Source organism: Ruegeria sp. AB10 (assembly GCF_056542745.1).
This window is the reverse complement of sequence record NZ_JBQGAI010000004.1, coordinates 81,551-103,864: the sequence shown is the minus strand read 5'-3', so window position 1 is coordinate 103,864 and position 22,314 is coordinate 81,551. Positions and strand designations below refer to the sequence as shown.

12 protein-coding genes are annotated in these 22,314 nt (G+C 56.9%); 8 read left to right on the top strand and 4 right to left on the bottom strand.

Features of this window, described 5'->3' with window-relative positions:
• Positions 1–161: 161 nt before the first annotated feature.
• The 4 genes from ACR0NT_RS10080 to ACR0NT_RS10065 all read left to right on the top strand — a co-directional run bounded on the left by ACR0NT_RS10080 (position 162) and on the right by ACR0NT_RS10065 (position 5,472).
• A complete protein-coding gene (locus ACR0NT_RS10080) occupies positions 162–1,184 on the top strand; it encodes a putative 2-aminoethylphosphonate ABC transporter substrate-binding protein (protein WP_480443007.1) in 1,023 nt (340 codons plus the stop codon).
• A 135-nt stretch (positions 1,185–1,319) separates the two neighbouring features.
• Positions 1,320–2,450, top strand: coding sequence for a putative 2-aminoethylphosphonate ABC transporter ATP-binding protein (locus ACR0NT_RS10075; RefSeq protein WP_480443005.1), 1,131 nt, complete (start codon positions 1,320–1,322; stop codon positions 2,448–2,450).
• A complete protein-coding gene (locus ACR0NT_RS10070; protein WP_170675116.1) occupies positions 2,450–4,459 on the top strand; it encodes a putative 2-aminoethylphosphonate ABC transporter permease subunit in 2,010 nt (669 codons plus the stop codon). The genes ACR0NT_RS10075 and ACR0NT_RS10070 overlap by 1 nt, the downstream gene beginning before the upstream one ends.
• Entirely contained in the window at positions 4,456–5,472 is a 1,017-nt protein-coding gene (locus ACR0NT_RS10065; protein WP_170674826.1) for a helix-turn-helix domain-containing protein, read from the top strand. The genes ACR0NT_RS10070 and ACR0NT_RS10065 overlap by 4 nt, the downstream gene beginning before the upstream one ends.
• Positions 5,473–5,634: 162 nt before the next feature.
• Here the strand turns inward: ACR0NT_RS10065 and ACR0NT_RS10060 are convergent, their stop codons facing one another.
• Complete coding sequence (locus ACR0NT_RS10060) at positions 5,635–6,312, bottom strand: glutathione S-transferase (RefSeq protein WP_170674824.1); 678 nt, start codon at positions 6,310–6,312, stop codon at positions 5,635–5,637.
• 199 nt (positions 6,313–6,511) lie between these two features.
• Between ACR0NT_RS10060 and ACR0NT_RS10055 the strand changes: the two genes are divergently transcribed.
• Complete coding sequence (locus tag ACR0NT_RS10055; RefSeq protein ID WP_170674822.1) at positions 6,512–8,308, top strand: caspase family protein; 1,797 nt, start codon at positions 6,512–6,514, stop codon at positions 8,306–8,308.
• Between the two features lie 40 nt (positions 8,309–8,348).
• On the opposite strand, the gene ACR0NT_RS10050 is transcribed toward ACR0NT_RS10055, so the two are convergent.
• The 3 genes from ACR0NT_RS10050 to ACR0NT_RS10040 form a co-directional block, all read right to left on the bottom strand.
• Positions 8,349–10,211 carry a CHASE2 domain-containing protein gene (locus ACR0NT_RS10050; RefSeq protein ID WP_170674820.1) on the bottom strand — a complete coding sequence of 621 codons (1,863 nt, stop codon included), beginning with the start codon at positions 10,209–10,211 and terminating at the stop codon, positions 8,349–8,351.
• 44 nt (positions 10,212–10,255) lie between these two features.
• Complete coding sequence (locus ACR0NT_RS10045; protein ID WP_170448266.1) at positions 10,256–10,945, bottom strand: DUF928 domain-containing protein; 690 nt, start codon at positions 10,943–10,945, stop codon at positions 10,256–10,258.
• 102 nt (positions 10,946–11,047) lie between these two features.
• Entirely contained in the window at positions 11,048–13,765 is a 2,718-nt protein-coding gene (locus ACR0NT_RS10040) for a patatin-like phospholipase domain-containing protein (protein WP_170674730.1), read from the bottom strand.
• 493 nt (positions 13,766–14,258) lie between these two features.
• Here ACR0NT_RS10040 and ACR0NT_RS10035 point away from each other — a divergent pair, with 493 nt between their 5' ends.
• The 3 genes from ACR0NT_RS10035 to ACR0NT_RS10025 are packed head-to-tail and all read left to right on the top strand — an operon-like array spanning position 14,259 to position 22,259.
• Positions 14,259–16,127 (top strand): TIR domain-containing protein, encoded by a 1,869-nt coding sequence (locus ACR0NT_RS10035; RefSeq protein WP_170674818.1) that lies wholly within the window; start codon positions 14,259–14,261, stop codon positions 16,125–16,127.
• 1 nt (position 16,128) lies between these two features.
• Positions 16,129–18,222: an ATP-binding protein gene (locus ACR0NT_RS10030; protein WP_170674816.1), complete on the top strand. Its 2,094-nt coding sequence runs from the start codon at positions 16,129–16,131 to the stop codon at positions 18,220–18,222.
• Positions 18,219–22,259 (top strand): hypothetical protein, encoded by a 4,041-nt coding sequence (locus tag ACR0NT_RS10025; RefSeq protein ID WP_170674815.1) that lies wholly within the window; start codon positions 18,219–18,221, stop codon positions 22,257–22,259. The genes ACR0NT_RS10030 and ACR0NT_RS10025 overlap by 4 nt, the downstream gene beginning before the upstream one ends.
• Positions 22,260–22,314 lie beyond the last annotated feature (55 nt).

Sequence of the window (22,314 nt, the reverse complement as noted above, 5' to 3'; positions counted from 1 at the left end):
GATCATATTCCAGTCAGAGTTTGGTTCGCGGCGACTATTGCGCAAGTGAAATACAAAAATTCCGGTAACCAGCCAACCAAGGCGGCCATCTCATTTGTGACCGGCCTGTCTATAAAAAGAAATTGGCAAAATCCGGTATTTGCCACCCAACAGAGGAAATCATGGAACACACGACTTTGAAGTTTGCAGCAATAGTGGTGGGGGCGCTGGTTGCGTCGTCTGCTGCGGCCGAAACCGAGCTGACGGTTTATACGGCGGTTGAAGCCGAGGATCTGGCGCGTTACGCGGAACAGTTCAACGCGGTGCATCCGGATATTCAGATCAACTGGGTGCGGGATTCCACCGGCATCATCACCGCCAAGCTTTTGGCCGAGCGTGACAACCCGCAGGCTGACGTTGTCTGGGGTCTGGCTGCGACCTCGCTGCTGCTGCTGAAGTCGGAAGACATGCTGGAGCCCTACGCGCCGGTTGGTGTCGAGAAGCTGGATGCGAAGTTCGTCGACAGCGGCGATGTGCCCAGCTGGGTTGGCATGGACGCCTGGGTGGCGTCGGTCTGCTATAACACGGTCGAGGCCGAAAAGGCCGGTCTGACGCCGCCGACCTCGTGGAAGGACCTGACCGACGCGCAGTACAAGGGCCACGTGATCATGCCGAACCCGAACTCTTCGGGCACCGGTTTCCTGGACGTGTCGAGCTGGCTGCAGCTGTTTGGTGAAGAGGGCGGCTGGGAATACATGGACGGCCTGCACGAGAACATCGCGCGCTACACCCATTCGGGGTCCAAGCCGTGCAAGCTGGCTGCGGCCGGCGAGATTCCGATCGGCATCTCGTTTGCCTTCCGTGGCGCCAAGTCCAAGGCGGCAGGTGCGCCTCTGGAAATCATCGTACCGAGCGAAGGTGTTGGCTGGGACATGGAGGCCACCGCGATTGTAGCGGGCACCGACAAGCTGGAAGCCGCGCAGAAGCTGGTTGATTTCTCGGTCACCAAGGAAGCCAACGAGATGTACAACAGCGGGTACGCGGTTGTTGCGATGCCGGGCGTTGCCAAGCCGGTTGAGTACTTCCCCGAAGGCCTGCTGGACGCGATGATCGACAATGATTTCGAGTTTGCCGCCAACAACCGCGCCGCCATCCTGAAGGAATGGCAGTCGCGCTATGACGGCAAGTCCGAACCCAAAGAGTAAACCACTCGAGCCGGAGGGGCTTAATGCTCCTCCGGTTTTTTGGATAAACTCCCCTACATCTCATGTGAACGGCGCGGCGAATTTCTGGCCACTCTCTTGTCATGGCTGCTGCGCAAAGCTCAAGGACCCCTCCCAGTGCTTAAGAAAACCTCTCCCGGTGATCTCTATCTGAGTATCCAAGACCTCTGGAAAGCTTTTGGCGAATTTCTGGCCCTTCGGGATATCTCGCTGGACATCAACGAAGGTGAATTCATCTGCTTTCTGGGGCCTTCGGGCTGCGGCAAGACCACCCTGCTGCGCGCCATTGCGGGTCTGGACCTGCAAACCAAGGGCACGGTGATGCAGGATGGCAAGGATGTGTCGAACCTGCCCCCGTCCGAGCGCGACTTCGGCATCGTGTTCCAGTCTTATGCGCTGTTTCCGAACCTGACGATCGAAAAGAACATCGCCTTCGGGCTGGAAAACACCGGCCGCAGCAAATCCGAGATCGCGGTGCGCGTGGCCGAGTTGCTGAAACTTGTGGGCCTGCCGGATCAGGGCAGCAAATACCCGGCCCAGCTGTCGGGCGGCCAGCAACAGCGGATCGCGCTGGCGCGGGCGATTGCCACCAATCCCGGCCTGCTGCTGCTGGACGAGCCGCTGTCGGCGCTGGACGCCAAGGTGCGCGTGCATTTGCGCCATGAGATCAAGGAATTGCAGCGCAAGCTGGGCGTGACCACGGTGATGGTGACCCACGATCAGGAAGAGGCGCTGGCCATGGCCGACCGGATCGTGGTCATGAACCACGGGGTGATCGAACAGGTCGGCACCCCGACCGAGATCTATCGCCACCCGGCCAACCTGTTCGTGGCCGACTTCATCGGTGAGATGAACCAGCTGCCTGCGGTCGCGGGTGATGCTGAAAGTCTGGAGCTTGGCGGTTCGGTTCTGAAATGTGAACCCCATGATCATCAGAAGGGCAGCCGTATCGTTGCCGCCGTCCGTCCCGAGGATATCATCCCGCATGGCGAAGGGGCGCGGTCTCCGGGTGCGCCGGATATCATCACCACGCCGGAAAATGCCTTCGAAGTGCGCATCAACGAGATGGAATTCCTGGGCTCGTTCTGGCGCTGCCGTCTGTCGCATGAGATTTTTGGCGCCGAAGAGCTGATCGCCGATTTCTCGATCAACGCGGTGCGCCGTCTGGGCCTTGAAGAGGGCGGCAAGATGATGATCGAACTGCCCCGCAACCGCCTGATGGCCTTTACCCCGGCGGAGGAGGGCTGATGACCGATACCACCTCTCTGCCCGCCGGCCCGGTCATCAAGGGCAAGCTGAGCCGCGACGATCTCATCATGCGCGGCGGCATGATGGTCATCGCGCTTTATCTGGTCGTGACCCTGGCGTTCCCGCTTTGGGCGATGCTGTCCAAGTCGTTCTCGACCTACCGGATGGAGCTGTCGCAATACGAATTCCAGGTCAGCGACGACAACGGCGTGTTCAGCGGAGCCATCCTGAACGGCGCTCAGCTGAACGCTGAAACCGGCGCCTATACCGATCAGGAGCTTTCGACCGGGGCAGACGGGCGGTTGTCGGTGACACCGTTCTTCCCCGACTTCAGTTTCCGCAGCCCGGTGATGTATCAGATCCGCAACACCGTGCCCGATGGCCGGTTCCTGATCGGATCGAACCTGCAAAAAGGCACGGACTGGGTCGAGCTGGATTCCAACACCTTCCGCCGGGTGCAGTTGCGGCCTGTCCAATCGACCGGTGTTGACAACTTCATCAGCTATTTCTCGACCCCGGCGCTGTTCAACTCGATCAAGAACTCGCTGTGGATTGCGGTCGTCAGCACCATCATCACCGTCACGCTGGCCTTCTGGTTCGCCTATGCGCTGAACCGCAGCTGCATGCGCTTCAAGGGTGTGTTCCGGCTGGTCGCCATGGCCCCGATCCTGGTGCCGTCGCTGCTGCCCGGTATCGCGCTGGTCTATCTGTTCGGCAATCAGGGGATGCTGAAAGAGCTGCTGTTCGGAGCCAGTATCTACGGGCCCATAGGGATCGTGATCGGCTCGGTCTTCTTCACCTTTCCCCATGCGTTCCTGATCATCTCGACGGCGCTGGCAATCTCGGACGCGCGTCTTTACGAGGCCGCCTCGAGCCTGCGCTCGACCCCGTGGCGCACCTTCTGGACGGTGACCATTCCGGGCGCGCGCTATGGCCTGATCTCGGCGGCGTTTGTGGTGTTCAACCTGGTGATCACCGATTTTGGCCTGCCCAAGGTGATCGGCGGTCAGTTCAACGTTCTGGCGGTGGACATCTACAAGCAGGTGATCGGCCAGCAGAACTTTGAGATGGGCGCGGTGGTGTCGGTTGTTCTGGTGGTTCCGGCGATCCTGGCCTTTGCCATCGACCGTCTGGTGCAGTCGAAACAGGTGGCGCTGCTGTCGGCGCGCTCGGTGCCGTATCAGCCCAGCCCGAACCCGAAAACCGACCGTATCATGCTGATCTATTGCAGCCTGGTTGCGCTGTTCATCCTGGGTCTTCTGGCGGTCTGCCAGTTCGCCGCGCTGATCAAGTTCTGGCCCTATGACCTGAGCCTGAGCCTGAACAACTATCAGTTCGACAAGATGGATGGCGGCGGCTGGGGGTCCTATTTCAACTCGATCAAGATGGCGCTGCTGACCGCGGTGATCGGCACCTCGATCGTGTTCTTCGGGGCTTATCTGGTTGAAAAGTCGAACGGGTTCAAAACCGGCCGCGCATTGTTCCAGATGTTTGCCATGTTGCCCATGGCGATCCCCGGAATGGTGCTGGGCCTGGCCTATATCTTCTTCTTCAACAACCCCTCGAACCCGCTGAATGCGATCTACGGCACCATGGCCATTCTGGTGATCTGCTCGGTGACCCACTTCTATACCGTGTCGCACCTGACTGCGGTGACCGCGCTCAAGCAGATGGATACCGAGTTCGAATCGGTCTCGGCCTCGCTCAAGCAGCCGACCATGAAGCTGTTCGCGCGGGTGACGGTGCCGGTCTGCCTGCCGGCGGTGCTGGACATCTCGATCTACCTGTTCGTCAACGCGATGACGACGGTGTCGGCGGTGGTGTTCCTGTATTCGCCGAAAACAACACTGGCCTCGATCGCGGTGCTGAACATGGACGATGCAGGCGATATCGCACCGGCAGCGGCAATGGGAATGATGATCTTCTACACCAACGCCGCAGCACGCATCCTGCACCTCATCGCCTCAAAGGGTATCCTCAAAAAAACCCAAGCATGGAGAGCAAGATGACCCACTTGTCCCAAATGAGCAAACTGCAGACCAATGCATCAAGGGTCAATCCGTCTATCGGCAAACGTAAGTTGAGCTTTGAGATTTTCGTCCGTAACGGGTTCTCTGCGCTGGAGGTGTCCTCTGTCACCAGTGTGCTGAAACTGGCAGATACGCTGTCCAAAGATGTGTCCCTGAACTGGACAATCGCATCCGACACACCTGGGCTGATTGCCAGTGACTGTGAGCTTGCCGTGCGGGCCGGGCCAGCCACTAAGGCGAGCTTATTGCCAGATTGCCTGATCGTTGTTGGGGGTATGTCTTGCGGCGACAGTGTTTGGATGCAGCGGGTCAGGGCAATGCAGAAATGCAGAAAGCCCGTCTATCTGCTGTCGGAAGCCGCCACAGCCTTCATCAAGGCATGTGCACCTTTCGAAGGACCAATTACGACGCATTGGAAAGATGCTTACTCACTGCATATGCAAGGTGACTTTCCCACGCTTACGAAAAGCCTTGCTGAAGAGAACGCTGGCATAACAACATGTGCGGGCTCTGGGCATACCGTCGAACTGATGCTGAGAGCGCTTTCGGAAGTTCTTGGCGCGCAGGATTTGGCTGAACTTGCAAGTTTGCTGGTCCTTGAGCGCGCCCGAAGCGCTGGCCTTGAACAACCTCTTGGCGCCAGTTCCACAAGAAATTTTCTGGATGCGCATTTGTCGCGTGTCATCTCAATTATGGAAGCCTCGATAGAAGAACCAAGGCTAATGGCCGATATCGCGCAGGAAGTCGGGCTGTCGGTTCGCCAACTTGAGAGAAAATTTGCCTGCCAGCTTGGGACGACGCCAGCAAAACACTATCGCCTCTTGCGTCTCAAACGTGCCCGAAGTTTGGTGCTTGATACAGAGCTTTCAGCAAGGGAAATTGCGACCGCAAGTGGTTTCGAAAGCTATTCGCATTTCAACAAAATTTACATTCAGGAATATGGGGAATCTATCCGGCAATCCAGGCGCAACCTGCACGGTGTCAGCGAATGACGGATTTGACGCCTGACCTGTTCAGCTACAATGGCCGGAAGACGGGAATTTGTATTGGGGCGAAGTCTGATCGCTGCTTTATCGGCGGTCCGAGAGCGTGATCTGCTACTCAACATTCCGCCAAGTGGGAATGGCGTTTTCACATTCTGTCAGCATGTTGGATTAGTCTGCGTCGCAGATACCAGTTGGAATCACACTCACGGCTCGACCTATGAACCAGGTCGGGGTATCGCCTTCTGACCACGGTGAGTATTTGTTCATCACCTGCGAAAAGGCTTCGCTTTCCAGAAAGCGATTCAGCCATGCTATTAAATTCGGCCACTCCTGAGCATCAAACCACGCCCGGTCTATATGGGCAAATTGGCGCACAAATGGCAAAAGCGCCAGATCGGCAAGGGTGGGGCGATCTCCGAAAAGCCAAGGCTGCCCGGTCAGCCGTTCTTCGAGGTTCAGCAGGTAGCTTGCCGCCCTGTTACGCTCTGTATTGGCGTCCAGTTCCGGGTATCGCGTGGCGTATTTTGTGTGATCCAATGCAGCCTTGAATGGACCATCATTTGTCTCGATCAGGTCCCAGCCTTCACGAGGCATGTCCAACAACCGCTGCGGGTCATTATGTTCGAGCGCCCAGATCATGATGTCCAGGCTTTCGTCAACAACGTGGTCGGGCAGGCGAAGTGCCGGCACTGTTCCGGATGGCGATGTCTGCAGGAAAGCCTTTGGTTTGTCCCGCAAGAGAACTTCACGCAATTCGACTTTGACACCCGAGCTCACCAATGCGAGGCGTGCCCTTATTGCATATGGGCAGCGGCGGAACGTCCATAAGATCGGGTGATGAGTCATAAGTGGAATTATCTGAAATCCGCCAATAGGGTCAAACCTTTCATTTCTTGATGACGTTTTGAGCCATCCCCTGGATCGACGTTTTAGTATCTGCAAAACGACTTTTTGAGGTCCGGGTATGGACGCTCAATTTGACGGCAAAGTCGCGCCGCAATCCAATTTGTGCTAATATGGTTTCGATTTCAGCGGACGAATTACCATGTTAGCGCGCCAACTGCTCCTAGGCTTTTGTGGATCGTGGAAGCACCTGAGTTTCGTTTTGGTGTTCGGATTGGGTGCGGCGATTGCTGAAATGTCTCATGCAAAACGCGTGGCCCTCGTGATCGGAAACGCACAATATGAGCATGTATCGAATATTCCGAACTCGGCAAACGACGCCAACGATATTGCCGCCGCTCTTGCGCGGATCGGCTTTGAGGTCACCGCAAGAAACGATCTCGACTACCGCGAAATGCGGCTGACACTAAGGGATTTCTCTGAGGAAATGGCCGATGCCGAGATGGCCTTGGTCTATTTTGCGGGCCATGGGATCGAAATCGACAACACAAATTACCTGATACCGACAAATGCCGAACTCAGGAGTGACAAGGATGTAGAATTTGAGGCAATCCGGCTTGAGACGGTTCTGAATGCTGTATCGACCGCGAAAGGTCTGAAGCTTGTGATTGTTGATGCCTGCCGGAACAATCCGTTTGTGTCGGATATGGTTCGAACCACCGCGACCCGGTCGATCGGACAAGGGCTGGGTCGTATCGATCCCAGCGGCGTTCTTGTGGGCTATTCGGCGCGTGGCGGGACGTTGGCGCTGGACGGGGACGGTCGAAACAGCCCTTACGCACAAGCCTTTCTCGAGCATATCGAGGTTCCGGGGCTGGAACTTGGAAAAATGTTCCGCAAGGTACGAGATACGGTTTACGACCTGACAGATGGATATCAGGAACCCTTCACTTACGGCTCGTTGCCCGGGCATGATATTTTTCTTGTCCCTGCAGCAGTCAAAGCGCCCGTAGAAGCTGAAAATAAGTCTATTGATACTGCCGTGGCTGCTCCCATTGATGAGCGCGAACAGTCCGCACAACGCGTTTTGAGCGAAGCCATGAAGCTGGAAGACGAGTTCGCAAAACAGAACGCTTTGAAACTGATCGCGCAGCTTTATCCGGACACACGTGCAGGGGAGTACTCGCAACGGATTACGGATGTGGTCAACCAAACTGATCGAAAGGTTGCCACGCTCGTCACCCCGAAAACGACGATTTCAGTTCCTCGAAACGAAAGCCGCAAGGAAGAGTCTGCACCACCGCCGGTCTCAAATGCGGGTGTCGAGGACGGCCTGAATCTGAGCCGAAACGATTATCGGAGCATTCAACGCGGCCTGAACGCGCTTGGGTTTTCGGCCGGGGCAGAGGATGGAATATTCGGACCTCGATCGCGTGCCGCGCTCAGAAAGTTTCAAGGCAATAACGGCGCCAACAGCACCGGCTACCTGACCGCCGAAAGTGTTGCGGTACTGAAAAACGTCGCCAAACCAGAGCCGCGAAAGCAAATTGACCAGCAAACGAGGGGCCAGACATTGGCGGCAATGCCCGCGCCGTCCACAAGCATTACGTCTCAAAACACTTTTTATGGCGACTACGTCATCGAAGTCACAAGACGAGCGGACCCACGCTACAAAGGTGGAGAACTCGCCAACGATAGACCCAAAACGGTATTGCGATTGGTATACCGAAAATCAGCCGCAGGGTTCCAACTCGTTAGTGCTCAGGACTTTACCAAGGGAGGGGCGTCGCGGTCCAAAAAGTACCGTGCATCGCTATCAGACAAAGGAAAACTGCGTATCTCGGGAAACACGGGATATTTGTTTGGGAAATCCAGGGTTGTGCCATTTTCAATCACTCAGAAATTTTCGCCGGGATTTGTGAAAGGAAAGTCCATACGTTCCAATCAAGGTCGTTTTGACGACGCTTTCTTTGTCGACGTGACAATAACAAGACGCTGAAATACAACAGAATACGCGGCCCGCCCAAAGCTTCGTGTCTTCACTCAAGATGAGAGGCTTCAACCACCGGGATTTCCGTTTCACCATCATCGTGGAACAGTCCCGAAAGCACCGGCCAATCCAGTTTGGCGTCGATCAGGCGCGCTGTGTCGATCGTCATGCAGATCGGTCGCAGGCCATCTTCCTCGGGCGGCAGAGTTTTGATCCAGCTTTCCAGTCGCGCGACGATGTTTAGCGTATCGCCAACGACATTGTAGTGCATGGACCCGCTGACACCGAGAGTTCCGCCGATCGCTTCGCCGCTGTTCAGTGCTATGCGCAACCCATACTTGGGTTGATTGTGCAGCACATTGTTCAACTCGATTACCGCAGAGCGCATGGCGCGTGCGCATCGCAGTCCCGATTGTGCATCTGTCTTTCTTTGGTCCTGTGTTTCGCTTGGAATTGGTGCACCGAACACCACCAGGATTCCGTCGCCGGTGTATTTCTCGACAAAGCCGCCGTGGTCACGGGCCACTTCGCCCAATCTGTCCAGAAGGCGCGCCACCCATGCCATGAAATCATCCGCGCCCATTGAGTTTCCAATGCGGGTGGAACCTTCGATATCGGCAAGCAGCGCGGTAACAAACAACCTGCGGGATTTGGGTTTGTCGCCGGACAGCAGATTCTTGCGCTGTTGCCAGATTTCGGCGGATAGCTCTTCGGACAGATGGGATGAGAAAACCTGGGCGATGGCACGTCGTTGGTTTCGCGAAAACCCTGATATTATTGCGAACCCGGAAAGAAACCCAAATGTCCAGGCCAGCCAGGATGGAACCACAGGTGCCAACAGCGCAAATTGTTGAAAAGCAGACAGGCCGAAGGTGATCAGAACGCCGCCGACGAATGCGACCAATACCGCGTGGCCGGCAACCCGAACAAAGACTGAAACGCACGCCCCGACACAGGCACTGGCAAGTATAATCAGTGAAGAAAAAAGACCGTTCATTGAGGTCAGCGGGGATAGCCGACCGTTGGAATAATCGATGAGTTGCTGAAGGATAACGGCGTGGATTTCGGCGCCGAAGGTAAAGCTGGCTCCGGTCGAACGATTGAGCGGCGTTGAAAAATAGTCTTTCACTGAATGGCTTGTGATGCCGATGATAACCGCTTTTCCCTTGAATTGATCAAGGCCGATCCCGGCCAATACGTCTGCTGCCGGTACGCTTTGCACAATCGGCAGTCTGTTCTTGTATTCGATGATGATCTGATAGCCTGCGGTATCGGCTTTGCGAAACAGGTTTGAGCCCTTTGCCAAAGGCTTGACAACCGTGTTGCCCAACATCAGTAGGCGCGGATTTTCAGGATCGGTTTTCAGTGCGGATTGCCCGGTATGGGTTGCGGCCAGCTGCAACGGCAACGACAATGAAATCCCATCCTGCGTATTGACCAGCAACAAGGCACGCCGACCAACGCCGTCAGGGTCGATCGGAATGTCAGAGAACCCTGTTCGAGCACCAGCCGGGGCCTCAATTCGTACGCCTCGGTGATCGGGCAATTTCGATATCACAACGACCCGTAGATCGTTGAGAACGTCAAGCAGATCTTCCAGCCCTTCACCTGCGGGGACGTCCCTGTAAATATCGACACCTACGGTCGTCGCACCGGCGGCCAGTAAATTCCGAATTATCTGCGACAAATGGCTGTCGGGAACGGGCCAGCCCCATTCACTCAGATCTCGGTCGGAAACGGGGACCAAGACAACGTCCGCTATCGGTTCAGGATCGGCGGCGACTGTTGTTGTCCAGTCGTATTGGACAAGCTCAAGAGGTTCCAGCACGCCTCTCTGCCGAAGCTCAATCAACGTGACGCCGGAGATCAATGTGATGGCACCAACCAATACCCACCTTTGCCAGATCGGCATGAGCGATGAGGCTCTCTTCCAGACCCGGTTTCGGTTGCTTTGGGTCAAGAACCTACACCGGCTGAGACCATGAGTTGCTCGAATTGATCCGGTTTCGTCGCATGTATTCGCCCGCTGAGGCTTATGTCCACAAGTTCGGAAAGCGCGTCGAACCAATAGCCTTTCGCCGCGGGTTTGCTGGACCTGTAGCTTTCCGGGAGGCGCTCGATCAAACCGGTTGCCCTCTGGATAACGGCACCCGTGTTCTGGTCCACCAGCGTGACGTGCCATAGGTAAACCAGATTTGTGTCCAGCAAAACGTTCTGTCGGCTCAGATCCAACCCGTAATCGCCAGCGGCGAAAGGACCCTTAATCCGAAACTGCGGGCCATCCGCGCCGGAGGGTTTCAACCCCACTACCAAGTCCCCTCTGTGGCCGCGCGTCAGCCGCCAAACCAAGGGCGGAGATGGCAAAGTTGTAAGCCCGCCATCTTCCGGTACCAGCAACAGCAGTGCCCCGGATGTCGTTTGTGATGGCACATCCCTGGTTCCTGCGCCCATTCGATCCCTTGGTGTGCCGATTTCAGGCGGAACAAAAATCACGTCGCTAGGGGGGGCAGGGTTTTCCTTTTCGCCGGCGGCCAGCGCTATCCCGTCGGCAATCAGCGGGTAGACCATTGAAAGGAATAAAGCAGTTACTGAAACTCTGATCCACGACACATGAAGCCTCGCGAAGTAAACAATTAGGCCAAACATTGATGTCTCAGCGTAGGCTCGAATCCTATCGGAGTCCAGTTCGGCCCCTGCAACCCGTCACTCTTACCATCGGTACCGCAAGTGCCACTTTGACATGCCGGGTCACAGCGCCGTTCGGTCGTCCGGTGCTTCTGGTGGGATGCGCAGGTATAGACGCAACAACCACTCGCGCACCGTGTCCGGTATTTTGCCGCTGCCGATCAAAACGTCCTCGAATAGGCTTTCCGCGGAATGCACCCCCAGTCTTCGATAGGCCTCGAATTGATGCTCGTCAAAGAACTGATCAAGGGTGGATTGGTTCGGAAAGGCCGGGTTGGCGTCTTGATATGCTTGAATAAGTGCGGGTTCGTTCCCCGTGACAGCAGTCTTGATGTAGAGCATGACGGCCTTGCATCCGTCGGGGTTGATGAGATCGGGATAGATAACATCGCACATGATCCCATGAGCCGGAGCTAATCCGGTATCAGGATCAACGCGCAGGTCGTCAAGTTTGGGTTCGATGCGAATGCCGAAGTCAATTCTCGCGTGCCGCGCAAGGGTGAGCAACGTATCGAATTTGCCGTTTGGATCGGCACTCGCATCGATGGCGACGATAAATCGGCAGCGCCGCCGCAAGAGTTCGTAGACGCCCGAATTCTCCAGATGTGCGCCATCTGTCAGCATTACCCAGGGTTCGTCGGCATCCATCCGGTACGCGAACATTTCGCGCAGCAATTGCCAAGCACCGGGTACTTTACGAAACCCTTTGTAGGTCAGATGTGGATTGAGCACCCAGAAGCCCAGCCGCACATTGAGAAAAGACAAAAGGGCCCGCGCGGCTGAGATGCTGAGAAGCCCCATTTGTGGTGCAACGGCAGCACCGGAAATCGCAACAGCTGTTGCCAGATCAAGCGTTTCGTTCCGCGAAACCCATTTAGGCGTCTCGGTGTACCGCGTGACAGGCGAGCCGCAAAAGCGCCGCGAGAACAAAAAGAAATCCCCTTTGCGTTCACGCAGTTTGGGCAGTTTGCTCGAGGGCAAGTTCACCACTGCATTCATAAGCAAATATGGGGCTTTGCCCTGTGGGTCGATCTCTGAGATGGGAATATTGTTCCTGTTCTCGTCGGACCGCGCGTGCATGAGTTGCGAAATACTTGCCTTCCACCTTGCAGCAACGGCTTTGATGCCTTTTGTTCCTGGCTCGCGTGTCGCTGTCCGGTCATCCGGTTCCGGCAGTTGCACAAAGGTTCTTCGCAGCCCTTCGCGGTAAAGCCAATGGGGACCTGTCCAATTGATGTCCACGCGGAACACTGCTGTGGCAACCAAAACAGAGGTCAGAACAAACGCGGCGCCGGTATGCGTAACGCCCGCCAGAATGGGATGGGTTGAGTTTGAAAATAGCGGACCGGTAGTACCGCTGAAAGAATAGAGCCAAAACCCGAACAGTATCGAGAGCAGCGGAATCGAAATAGCCGCTAGCGTCAACGCGATATTGTTTCCGACGCGACGAACCCAAACCGTTCCTATCATCGGCAATAAGCGCGAAAACAAGGGAAGCCCGGCAGAAATAATGGCGGCCGTAGCAACCGGGGTGATATTGGATTGGGTTTCGCCACCGGCGGTGTAGAGCTTTTCGTAGCCCCAGAGCAGAAGCGCGCCTAGAAGGAAGCCACCTGCAAGGCCCCACAGCCCCCAGAGCAAGAAATGCCGCAACCTCAACCAATCTCGATTCACCCAAGCGTATACAGAGAGCGCGGCAACCGCGAAGACCAGGGAAATCCAATGCGCGTTTTCCCAGACGTTCCCGATTTTCACGCCGAAAATCGTCAAGGGATTGACGAAAAACAAGAACATCGTCAGTACGGCAACGATTGCGGCGGGCACCGTCCAGTTCAGGATCATGCCGGCAAGTAGAGTCAGGGCCTGAGGAAGCGTTTTGCGCAAACTGCCTGCATCCAGATAAGCGGCGCGACGGCGAAGGTATTGGATCGCTTCGGCGTCCGGCCCGTTCGGGGCCGCAACGTCCTCTTGAGATCCATCCGCAATACGGCGTACCAGGAAAGACCCGGTGTATCCGCCACCTGACACTGTGGAGAGCAGATCAAACTGTGTGAGAAGCTTCTTGTCCGCAAGCACCTGTGCGATGCCGAGACAAAAACTGGCAGAACGGATGCCTCCTCCGGAGAATGCCAGACCTGCGGCATCGCTAAGGCCGGTGTCGCTGGTGCTCTGAGCCGCTTCACCGGGTGGGTGCGAAGTGTCTTGCAACGCGCGCCGTTTTGCAATTTCCTCGGCCTCAGCAGCATTGATCTGGCGTCTGTCCGCGTCTTGCATATGCCCGTCTGCTGGAATGCCGAATTCAAGCTTACCTCCGAATGTATCGGGTTTAGTTAAGGCGCCGGTTTCGCTCCTTTTCCCCTGCTCTGCCACGTCTTGCGTGTCGCGGGACTCTGCATCCGGAGGTCCGTAGGCCATTTCATTCAGGCTGACGACGAGCTTGCGCAGCTCCTCTTGCACCTGCATCAAATCGCGGCGAAACGCTACGGCGCCATCGCGTGTCTTCAGCTCACCAGCAAGCGACAACCTGTGCCACTTGGCTGTCATCCAGCGCAAATCTTGGTTTAACTTCGGGATCACTTCATCCGCGAACTTCTGGCATCCTGGATGAGCGCACATGGTGCGCCGCGCGATCCCGAACAGGTCGCGAAGGCTGATCAGAGCGGTTTGCATATCACCGTGTTGAAAGGGCAGGTGTTGCGAGGCAATCCGGGTGCGCAATTCTATGACAAATACATGGGCGGCCCGTGCATTTGGGTCCTTGCTATTGAATTTTTGTGCCATGAGAGAATGCCTTAGCTGAAAATACGCACTGAGATTAAGCCATGCACGCCCAGGTATTTCAATGATTGACGAATTATCGCGGAAAATGAGCAGTCATAACCTGGTCGATTTATAAAGGGGTTCAGCGAAAACTCTGAACACGGCCGAAATGGCGTGCAAACGTGCGATAATCTGTTCCATGCGGCGCGAAACCTTCGTTTTTCATCACTTTAGGACACTAGAGTCAAAGGCGAGAAAATCCGTTTACGCATCACCTTCTGGATGTAGTGATATCAACAGATTTGCCAAATGGGTGTGCTTTGACAGCCCGGAGTTCCCCTGAGTTCGCAGGCTTTCGAACCCCGCAAGCCGCATCGAGATCAGCAATAATAACACCGTGATCGCCGGGTCCGGCCCTAGAATTGTAACCGCTTTAACTTGACCGGCCCCCATCTGATGCCTCTAATTGCACTAATCGTTTTGTCTATTACCCAAGATTGTCACGGAGCACATATTGGCAGAACACAACACCGAAATTGATTTGGATGTCTTCATCAGTTACAGCCACGGCTCGCGCGACAGTGTTTGGGCGCGTAAATTGGCCAAGGCGCTGAAGTTGCTCAATCTGAAGGTGTTCATCGACGAAGTCGACCTGCCAACCAGAACAGAGCGCGGTCTTGATGACGAAATCCAGAACGTCCTGAAGAGATGTCGGCTCGTGCTGATGTGTGTCGGGGAACCAGGTGAAGGTTCGGAACCCGGGGCGGTTCCGGTGTTGGGTCCCTATCAGCGTCAGGAGATCGAGTTCGTGCGCTCACTGCGCGCAGCTTTCAGCGGGGCGACCAAGCTGCCGCTGGCGGAAACCATGTGCTTGGGAAACAATATCACCCGCGATACGTTGCCCGATGACTGGGATGGTTGGCTGCGCCAAGGTCTGATCTATAGCTTCCCTCAGCGCGATGGTATGCCGTCAGTGCGGGAAATAGCGCTTGCGATACGACGGGTCACGGCCGGGGACGCGCTGCCTGACCGAGATCAGGATTTTTCGGAACCCGAGTCTTCGGCAACTGTGGCCTTGGCCCAAAACGCCGTCGATGCAGCCAAGATGCTTGCCGCAGACATTCGCCGCGGCGGCCTTGCCATCTTTGTCGGCCCGGTTTGGCCCGACCGCAAGCTTGCTTCTGTATTCGACCCGCGCGAATTGGCCGAAGAATTGCTGGGAAAATGCGGAATTGACAGCGGAGCGGTCGTCTCGCTTGATCGGGCTGCGACCTTGTTCAGCATCTACAAGCGGCTTGAGCAGCGGGACGCCAGTCCGCAGGAAGATATCCGGGACCTGATTAGAGAAAAGGTCGCGTTACGAGCTCCGACCGACTATGTCGCTATCTGCAATCGGATGCGAACATTGCTTGATGATTACAAAGAGCAAGGTGGTTCGGCGAAAGCCACGATACTGGCGACGAGCAACACCGACAGCCTTCTGGAGCGGCAGCTTGTCTTGTCGCAGGTTCCTTTCGTGCTGGTGTCGCCGATCGCCGATGGTACATGGCGGCAGACGCATTTCAACGTGATGCGCGATGACGACTATTTCCGCCTCGACAACAAGCTTTCGGGTCTCGAAGACGATCATCTGTTTTTCAGCCGCGAGTATTTCGAAGCCAAGAAGGAGCAGACAGAGCGCCCCTTCAACTTGATTGCCGTCACGGCCCCGAACACGCCGGCGGAGCGCAAGGACATGAAACACTTTGACAAATACCGCGGCAACATGGATCCGCAACAAGAAGAATTCGAAGATGAACAGCTGTGGCGTTTCTGCGAAATCGATAGGATGGTTCGCGAACACGTCGAGTCCTCCTCGGTGATCGTCGATGCTGGCAGTGCGACAGAATTCGGTCCGGTGCATGATTGGTGCTTCAAGAACCGTGTGCCGATCGTTTTGAAGCTATTCGGCTGTGTGCATGAACAAAGCGACGATGTCGGATTTGACATAGGCCGCACGCTCAAGATGGTTCGCTCGGCGAACTGGCTGCCAAATCAGATTGAAGACAAACTCTTAAACGCGGGCACGGTTCTGGTCGGTTATTCAATGGCGGATCCCAGCCTTCTGCACTCTGTCATGCTGCGATGGGAACGCGACACCATGGGACCTTGGCGTTACCTGATTTCTGCTGCGAGCCAGATGGAGGAAGACGACACCAATTCTGAACACGCACGCGACGCGCCGCGCCCCTTGCGGGACCCGTACGACCTTGTCGACAAAAAGTTGGGCGCGAAACTTGACAGTGGCTACCTGGATTTCCGCTTTCCTCAATTGCGGGTTGTGAGCGGTGCTCGACCGGACGCGTTCTTTGCGGAACTCTACCGTCACGGGCTGGTGGATTGACGTGACCGCCGAGACACCGAGCATATCGCCCTATCGCGGCCTGCGATCCTATCGGTTGGAAGACAGCGAACTGTTCTTTGGCCGAGAGAGCGACGTTCTGGAAATTCGGGCCCTGATTTCGCTTAACCGGCTTTCGATCCTGCATGCGCCGTCGGGCGTTGGGAAGTCGTCGTTGCTGCAGGCGGGGCTGACCCGCTCGCTGGAAGAGGAAGGTGGCGTGCTGATCATCTGCCGGCCGGACAAGGACCCGGGTCTTGAGGTGCGCCGGGCGACACTGGCCCGGTTGCTGCCGTCTCCGAATGCCGAAGCGGCTGCAATTGGTCACATCGTGCAGGAACTAGCAGGGGCAACCCCGTCCGATACGTTGGCCAGCATCCAGCGGCGCTATCGAAAGCAGCCTTTGCACGAACGCCTGGGATTATCTCTGACCGGACATATCGAACGCAACGCGGCGTTTCTTCCGGATGGACCGCCGAGCACACCGCTGGTGTCGCGCTATCTGGCGCTTCGCAACGGAAATCCTCATCTGGCCCAGTATATCCAACTACTCGCTGTTCATTGCGGGCTGACCTTCGACAACAGGGCACCCGATACTCGGGCGAAAGCCCTGCAGGTATTGGCAGAGACGCCCGTGCCCGAGCTGATTTCGGCGCTTGAAGCGCCTGAGCTCAACACCAGTCATCAGCGCCTTTTGGACAGGCTGCGCACGATGGGCGATAGCCTTTCCGAGTTCTTTCGGGTTGTCGATCTCTATTTCTCGCCGGAAGGCGGTGTGCATCGGGTGTTCCTGGTGATCGACCAGTTCGAGGAATTCTTCACCCGTTTCGGAGATTCTGACCGATCAGGCGTTTATGATTACCGCGTCAGAGACCGCTTTTTCCGCGACCTCGCGCAGGTGATCAACGTTTCACCCGGCGAAGGTGAGCCGCTGCACGTGCTGTTTTCCCTGCGCGACGAGTATCTGGGGCGGTTGGACGATATCGAAGCTTTTCACGACAGCACCAAGGCCCGGCCGCGGTATCGTCTGTCAACACTCACTCCGCGTTCACTGCAGGGTGTCGTTGCAATGCCAGCGCGCGCCTTTGGCTATGGCTACGACAGTGATGTCATCAAAGCGATGAGTGATGTTCTGGTCGAAGAAGAAAAATACGTTGAACCAAGCCAGGTTCAAATCGTTTGCACGCGCATCTGGGAGGAGTGCGGCCAAACCCTGTTCCAGCAGAGCCGCGTTGATGCTGACGAGGCAGGGATGGAAGAACCTAACTTGCACGCCTTCGCGACGAAGAATCTGGTCGTCATGGACGACATTATCAGGCTGGATGGCATCGAGAGCATTCTGGATAATCACGTGAAAGACTTCTTCGCCGGACTTGAAAGCGAGCTTCTGCAAATCGAGGCGTTCGATATGCTCGCCAGGCTGGATACAGGCGAGCGGCGGCGAAAGATCGAACTCAAGGAAAACCTGATCTCGCAGCCCCCTCGCTCGCCACAGCACCGCGAAGAGTTGCTACGCCGCCTGCAGGACGCTTCCATTGTGCGGGTGGAACGGCGGCGTGGCGGGGACCAAGTTGAAATCGTGCACGAACGCCTGTTGTCACCGATTCACGATGCCGCTGAAGCCGCCCGACGCCTCGAGCCGCGATGGGAAGTCCTTGGCCGGGCGCTACAACGGCTTTCGGGCGGGGTCGGCGAATTTGTGCATCCCTGGCGACCATCCCTGACCGACGAACAGGTCGACGCGGTCTACTGGTACCGCGAGATGCTGGACAACGAGGAAGTCACCGATTGGCTTGCGGACCGGATGTTCCTTGAGACGACGCTTTCGAACAGCGATGCGTCCGAAGGTCCGGATCGGCTTGGGTATTGGGCCGGCAAATCCAAAGACCGGCGACACTCAGGCACCCTGGATGGTCAGGATATTGAGATACTGGTCAAAAAGGGTAGTTTCGATGACCCCGATCTCATCACATCCGATACCCTTCGTGAATTGGCAGAACTGGTAGATGAAGCGCCGTTGGAGATGGTCTTGAGAAACCTCTTCTTTGACAGCGATCCCGAGTATTTTTCGAAAGTCCTACAGGAGGTAAAGCAATGACCACGAGTCAGATTTCCCGGCTGCTGGATCGCCTGCTGTCGGGCACGATTTTCGAAGAGCTCTCGAAAAGGCAACAACTGAACTACCTAATCGCATGCGAACACCTGGACGAGGTTACCCGAGCCGAGAAACTTGAACAGATAACGGATCTGCCGACGGCTGATCCAAGCGCCCGCGCGCGGGCTGCGTTGGCAATGTGCCAAATTCCAACTTCCGACAAAAAGCGTTCGTGGTCACGTTTTCTCGATCTGGCCTTTTCGCAGGACAAGGCGGTACAAGAGGCCGCCCTTGCGGAGGCAAGCGCGCAGTGGACTCGGGACGACAGCTGGCTGCGGCAAGCGGTGCCGAGCCTGGCAACGGAAATCGACGACAAGCGCCTGTGGCAGCTGATCGGGCGGTTGAAGCGCGATTCCGGCCGGTCGCCTGACAGGCTGGACAACGTTCCGTTGGCCAAACGCGTCAAGCTGGCGGCCATTATGGGCGCGCTTTCGATTTCGGGCATACGTAAGCTGGCTACTGCCTCCCTGACGGCAGCTGCTGCGCTTGCCATGGCCATGGTCCTGTCGGTGCCGTTCAACCTTGGCGTCGTGGATCCCTCGGACCTGCTGGCGGCGCCTTTCCTGGTCTACTTCACGGCGCTCCTGACCACTTGGGGCGCGCTGGCGCTGTTTGCACCGGCCCATGCCTCTCCGGATCGGTTGGCTGCCCTGCCGGGTCAGACCGCCGTTGCTTTGTTATTCGGCCTTTTGGTTGGCGTCTTCTGTTTTCTCGTCACCCAAGCGTTAATGGAGGACGGCGCCCAGCACATCTTCCGCAAAGGTTTCTGGCAGGGACTGGGGCTCTTGACCCTTGGCCTCGGCATAGTACGTCCCGCTACACTTGTGGCATACGGGCTGTCCGCCCACCGTGCAGTGCGCGTGCTGCTTCAGATCGTGATCGGGATCGCGCCCTCGGTTTTCATCTTCCTCGCTGTCGTGATCCTGCATAGAGACGACGGCAGGGTTCTGGAAATCGCGACACTTGCCCTGGGACTTCCCGTGTCGCTGTCCCTGGCGATCGCATTCTCGATAATCGATAACGTCGATCCGGATGCGGCGGCCGTAGACAGCTCGTTTGCACGTTGGCCAATCGCTTGTTTCTTGGTTGCACTGGGGCTTGCCGGGGTGGCTTCGGTGAGGCCGGCCGTCACAGACCGCGACGAGTTGTTCGACACCTCGTTTAGCGAAGACTTCCTGTTCGATCCCAGACATAGCGAATGGCTGCACCTGTTGCCGGTCAGCGAAACCAGGCGGATAAACATTGGTGTTCAGCAATCGGTGAACATTCAACCCGTCGGCGTGGGTGGTGGCCATACCCTTGCGATCCTGTCAGTGGATCGCCCGGACCAATCCGTCGCGCCCAGGGTGCAGGGTTCGGCGACACCAGGCGGATTCGGTATCTTTGACCTGACACCGGGACAATACGATATCTGCGTGCGGCCATCCGGACGCAACGAGGCGTGTACCACGAATTCGACTGAAACTGAAACCGTGCCAGCCCGCGTATTTGCCGAAGGCCTCACCTCTCACATTGCCGACAAGGCGCCAGCTTGGCCTCGGGAGCTCATAACCCAGCAGCTTTTACATGTTGAAAGCATCGCCACGCCCACCGGTTACCTGCGGGTCAGAATTGAGGATCCCGGTGATAATGATGATCGGCAGAGTACAGTCGAGGCATTCGATGCGCTGGCCGCGAGCCTGTCGCCTGAGGGCAGCTCGGATTTCCTGCTGGCCACCGCTGATACTGTGCTGCCGGTCGTCATTGGTAGCGAGGGCGAACCGCTGAGCGTGCGGCGGGGCAGCCTTGTTTTCTGGCCACAGAACGGCAACTCGTTGGCGATCGTCAGTGGTCTGGTGGGCACCGGGCGGCCCGATCAAGTTGTGTATCGCCTGCAGCCAAACGCCGAGCCCCCGGCGTCATTGGTCGGATTTCCAGCAGAAGAGGTGACGCGCGAGCAGGTCAGCAAGTTGCGGGTTTACATGGAGTTAACCCAGAGAGTCAGGGACCGCCTTGAGTCACACGACCTGATGATTGCAGCGCTGGACAAGCCCGAGGCTTTTGCGGATATCAAGGCCGTATTTACCGGACGTAACCCCTGGCCAGAGAAGGTATTCTTCGAGTCCGGCACAAACGGTTCGTTTGGGATTTTCGAAGTGATGGAGGTTGACGACCAATCCGGCGTTGCGCGCGCGCGCTTGGTGAATGGGTGGACTGCGCAGCCAAGCCTCAACTTCTGCTACCGCATTCCGGATATTCAGCGCGGCGCCATACCGATTAAGGATGAGGAGTTCTGGAATACGCGGGTCGACGACCTGAGTTCCGCCACGGGGGTGCCGACCATACAGCCGAATTATGAGAAGGGAAAGAGTGCCGAAGACTGTGCGGAAATTGACGCCGAAGCCTTTTCGCCGGTCATCAGAGGCATTCCGCTTGCCCAACCGCTCCTGTTTCGAAAGCCGGTTGAGGGGGACTTGCGATTGGCTGCGCGTATACCTGACAACGATGCCGTTTTGCATATCGCGGCCGGATCCGACCCCGGTCGATCCGTGGATGACGCCGGCAGCAGTGACGAGACGGCACTTCTGGATGGGCCCCTAGGAACGCTCTACCGGATCTGTTTAAGAGCTTTCGCCGACGACTCGCAGGCGGAAAGTTGTGAAACCGCCCCAGCGCTTGACATGGAAAACCTTGGGATTCCCGGAACAGCGGATGCTGCCGGTGAAATCGAGATCACCTGGAGTGACGAAACAAAGGTAACAGGGCCGGATGAAGCTGCAACGATTCTGGACTTCGAGGACTTCCTGACGTCTCTGGACGAACCCGCTGCGGAAGGCACCTTGCGCCTGCTGCAACACCGGCGACAAGACGGCAACAATAGCTGGCACAAGGGCAGCCTGTTCCTGGACGACCCCGATGGCCGTCTGCGTCCGCTGGCAGGCCTGGTGTCGTCGACACCGGAATCCGAGATCACAGCAGGGAACAAGTTCCAGCGACCGCAGGAAAGCGCGTCGGAGGGTTGTGCGTTGACGGTAGAGTCCGGCAAGTTCGCTGACAAGTCTCTGTTGACCCTCTCAAGTGACGGTCTGGCCGAGGTGATCGATCTGATCCGAAAATACCATGTCGTCGCCGCCAAGCGCCACGACGTTCCACACTGGACCGTACGCTCCGAAGCGGCGCTGGCTGCGCTGCTGGCGGGTTTCGACAGTGCGCTGGCGGGAGCCCTGCAGGCAGAGGGCTGTCAGCAGCAATCGGGCAACCCGACCCATTACCTGCGCATCGGGCGCGACGGAGATTATCTGGCGTTGCACGAAGTTGGAACCCACATCAAACCTGATGAAACCCACACCGACACGATACTTCTATCTTACGGCGTGCGAGAGTCTCTGCCAGACGCCGATTGTGGTCCCGCGGACAGCTTTGTCGAACCGTTGCAGCTCAATGTGGACGAGGTTGAGGGCTGGAGCCGCACCGTTGCCACCGCCGCTGCTGGGCGCGGATTGGTACTGAACGCCGAAGCGGTCGCCCGGTCCGTGCAATGTGAGGAACCGTGGGACAGGCTTGTCGAAAAAGCCGGAGATTATATTGAGGAATTGTTCGCCGGCGACCTGAAAAATCCGCCCCCCGAGACGGAAAAGTACCTTGATGACTTCTACGTGGTCAGTACGCAGCTTGCCGGAGGCGCACATGTGGAGTTCCTACCCAACGGCACAGTCCTTAAAGCGATGGGCGCGGGGGCAGATAACGAAGATGATATGGAGTTCGAAATCGTGCTCGGCTACACCAATTGCGAAGAAACCTGCTGGGTCGGGTCTCAATCGGTGACCTATCTCGGTTCGGGCTGGGTTCCGTCCTACGCGTTTCTGCCCCAGCGTGCATCGATGGTATGGGACGTCGCATCCCGCGACACGGCGCGTCAAGGAACGTTTATGGACCGACGTTCCGAGTTCGGCATCACGGATACCACCGAAGCAGAATTCCCAATTCGGGACCTGCCCTAGCAAAGATCGCTAGAGGGGTTCGGCAACCCTGTGCGCGTCACGCTCGTGGTTCTCG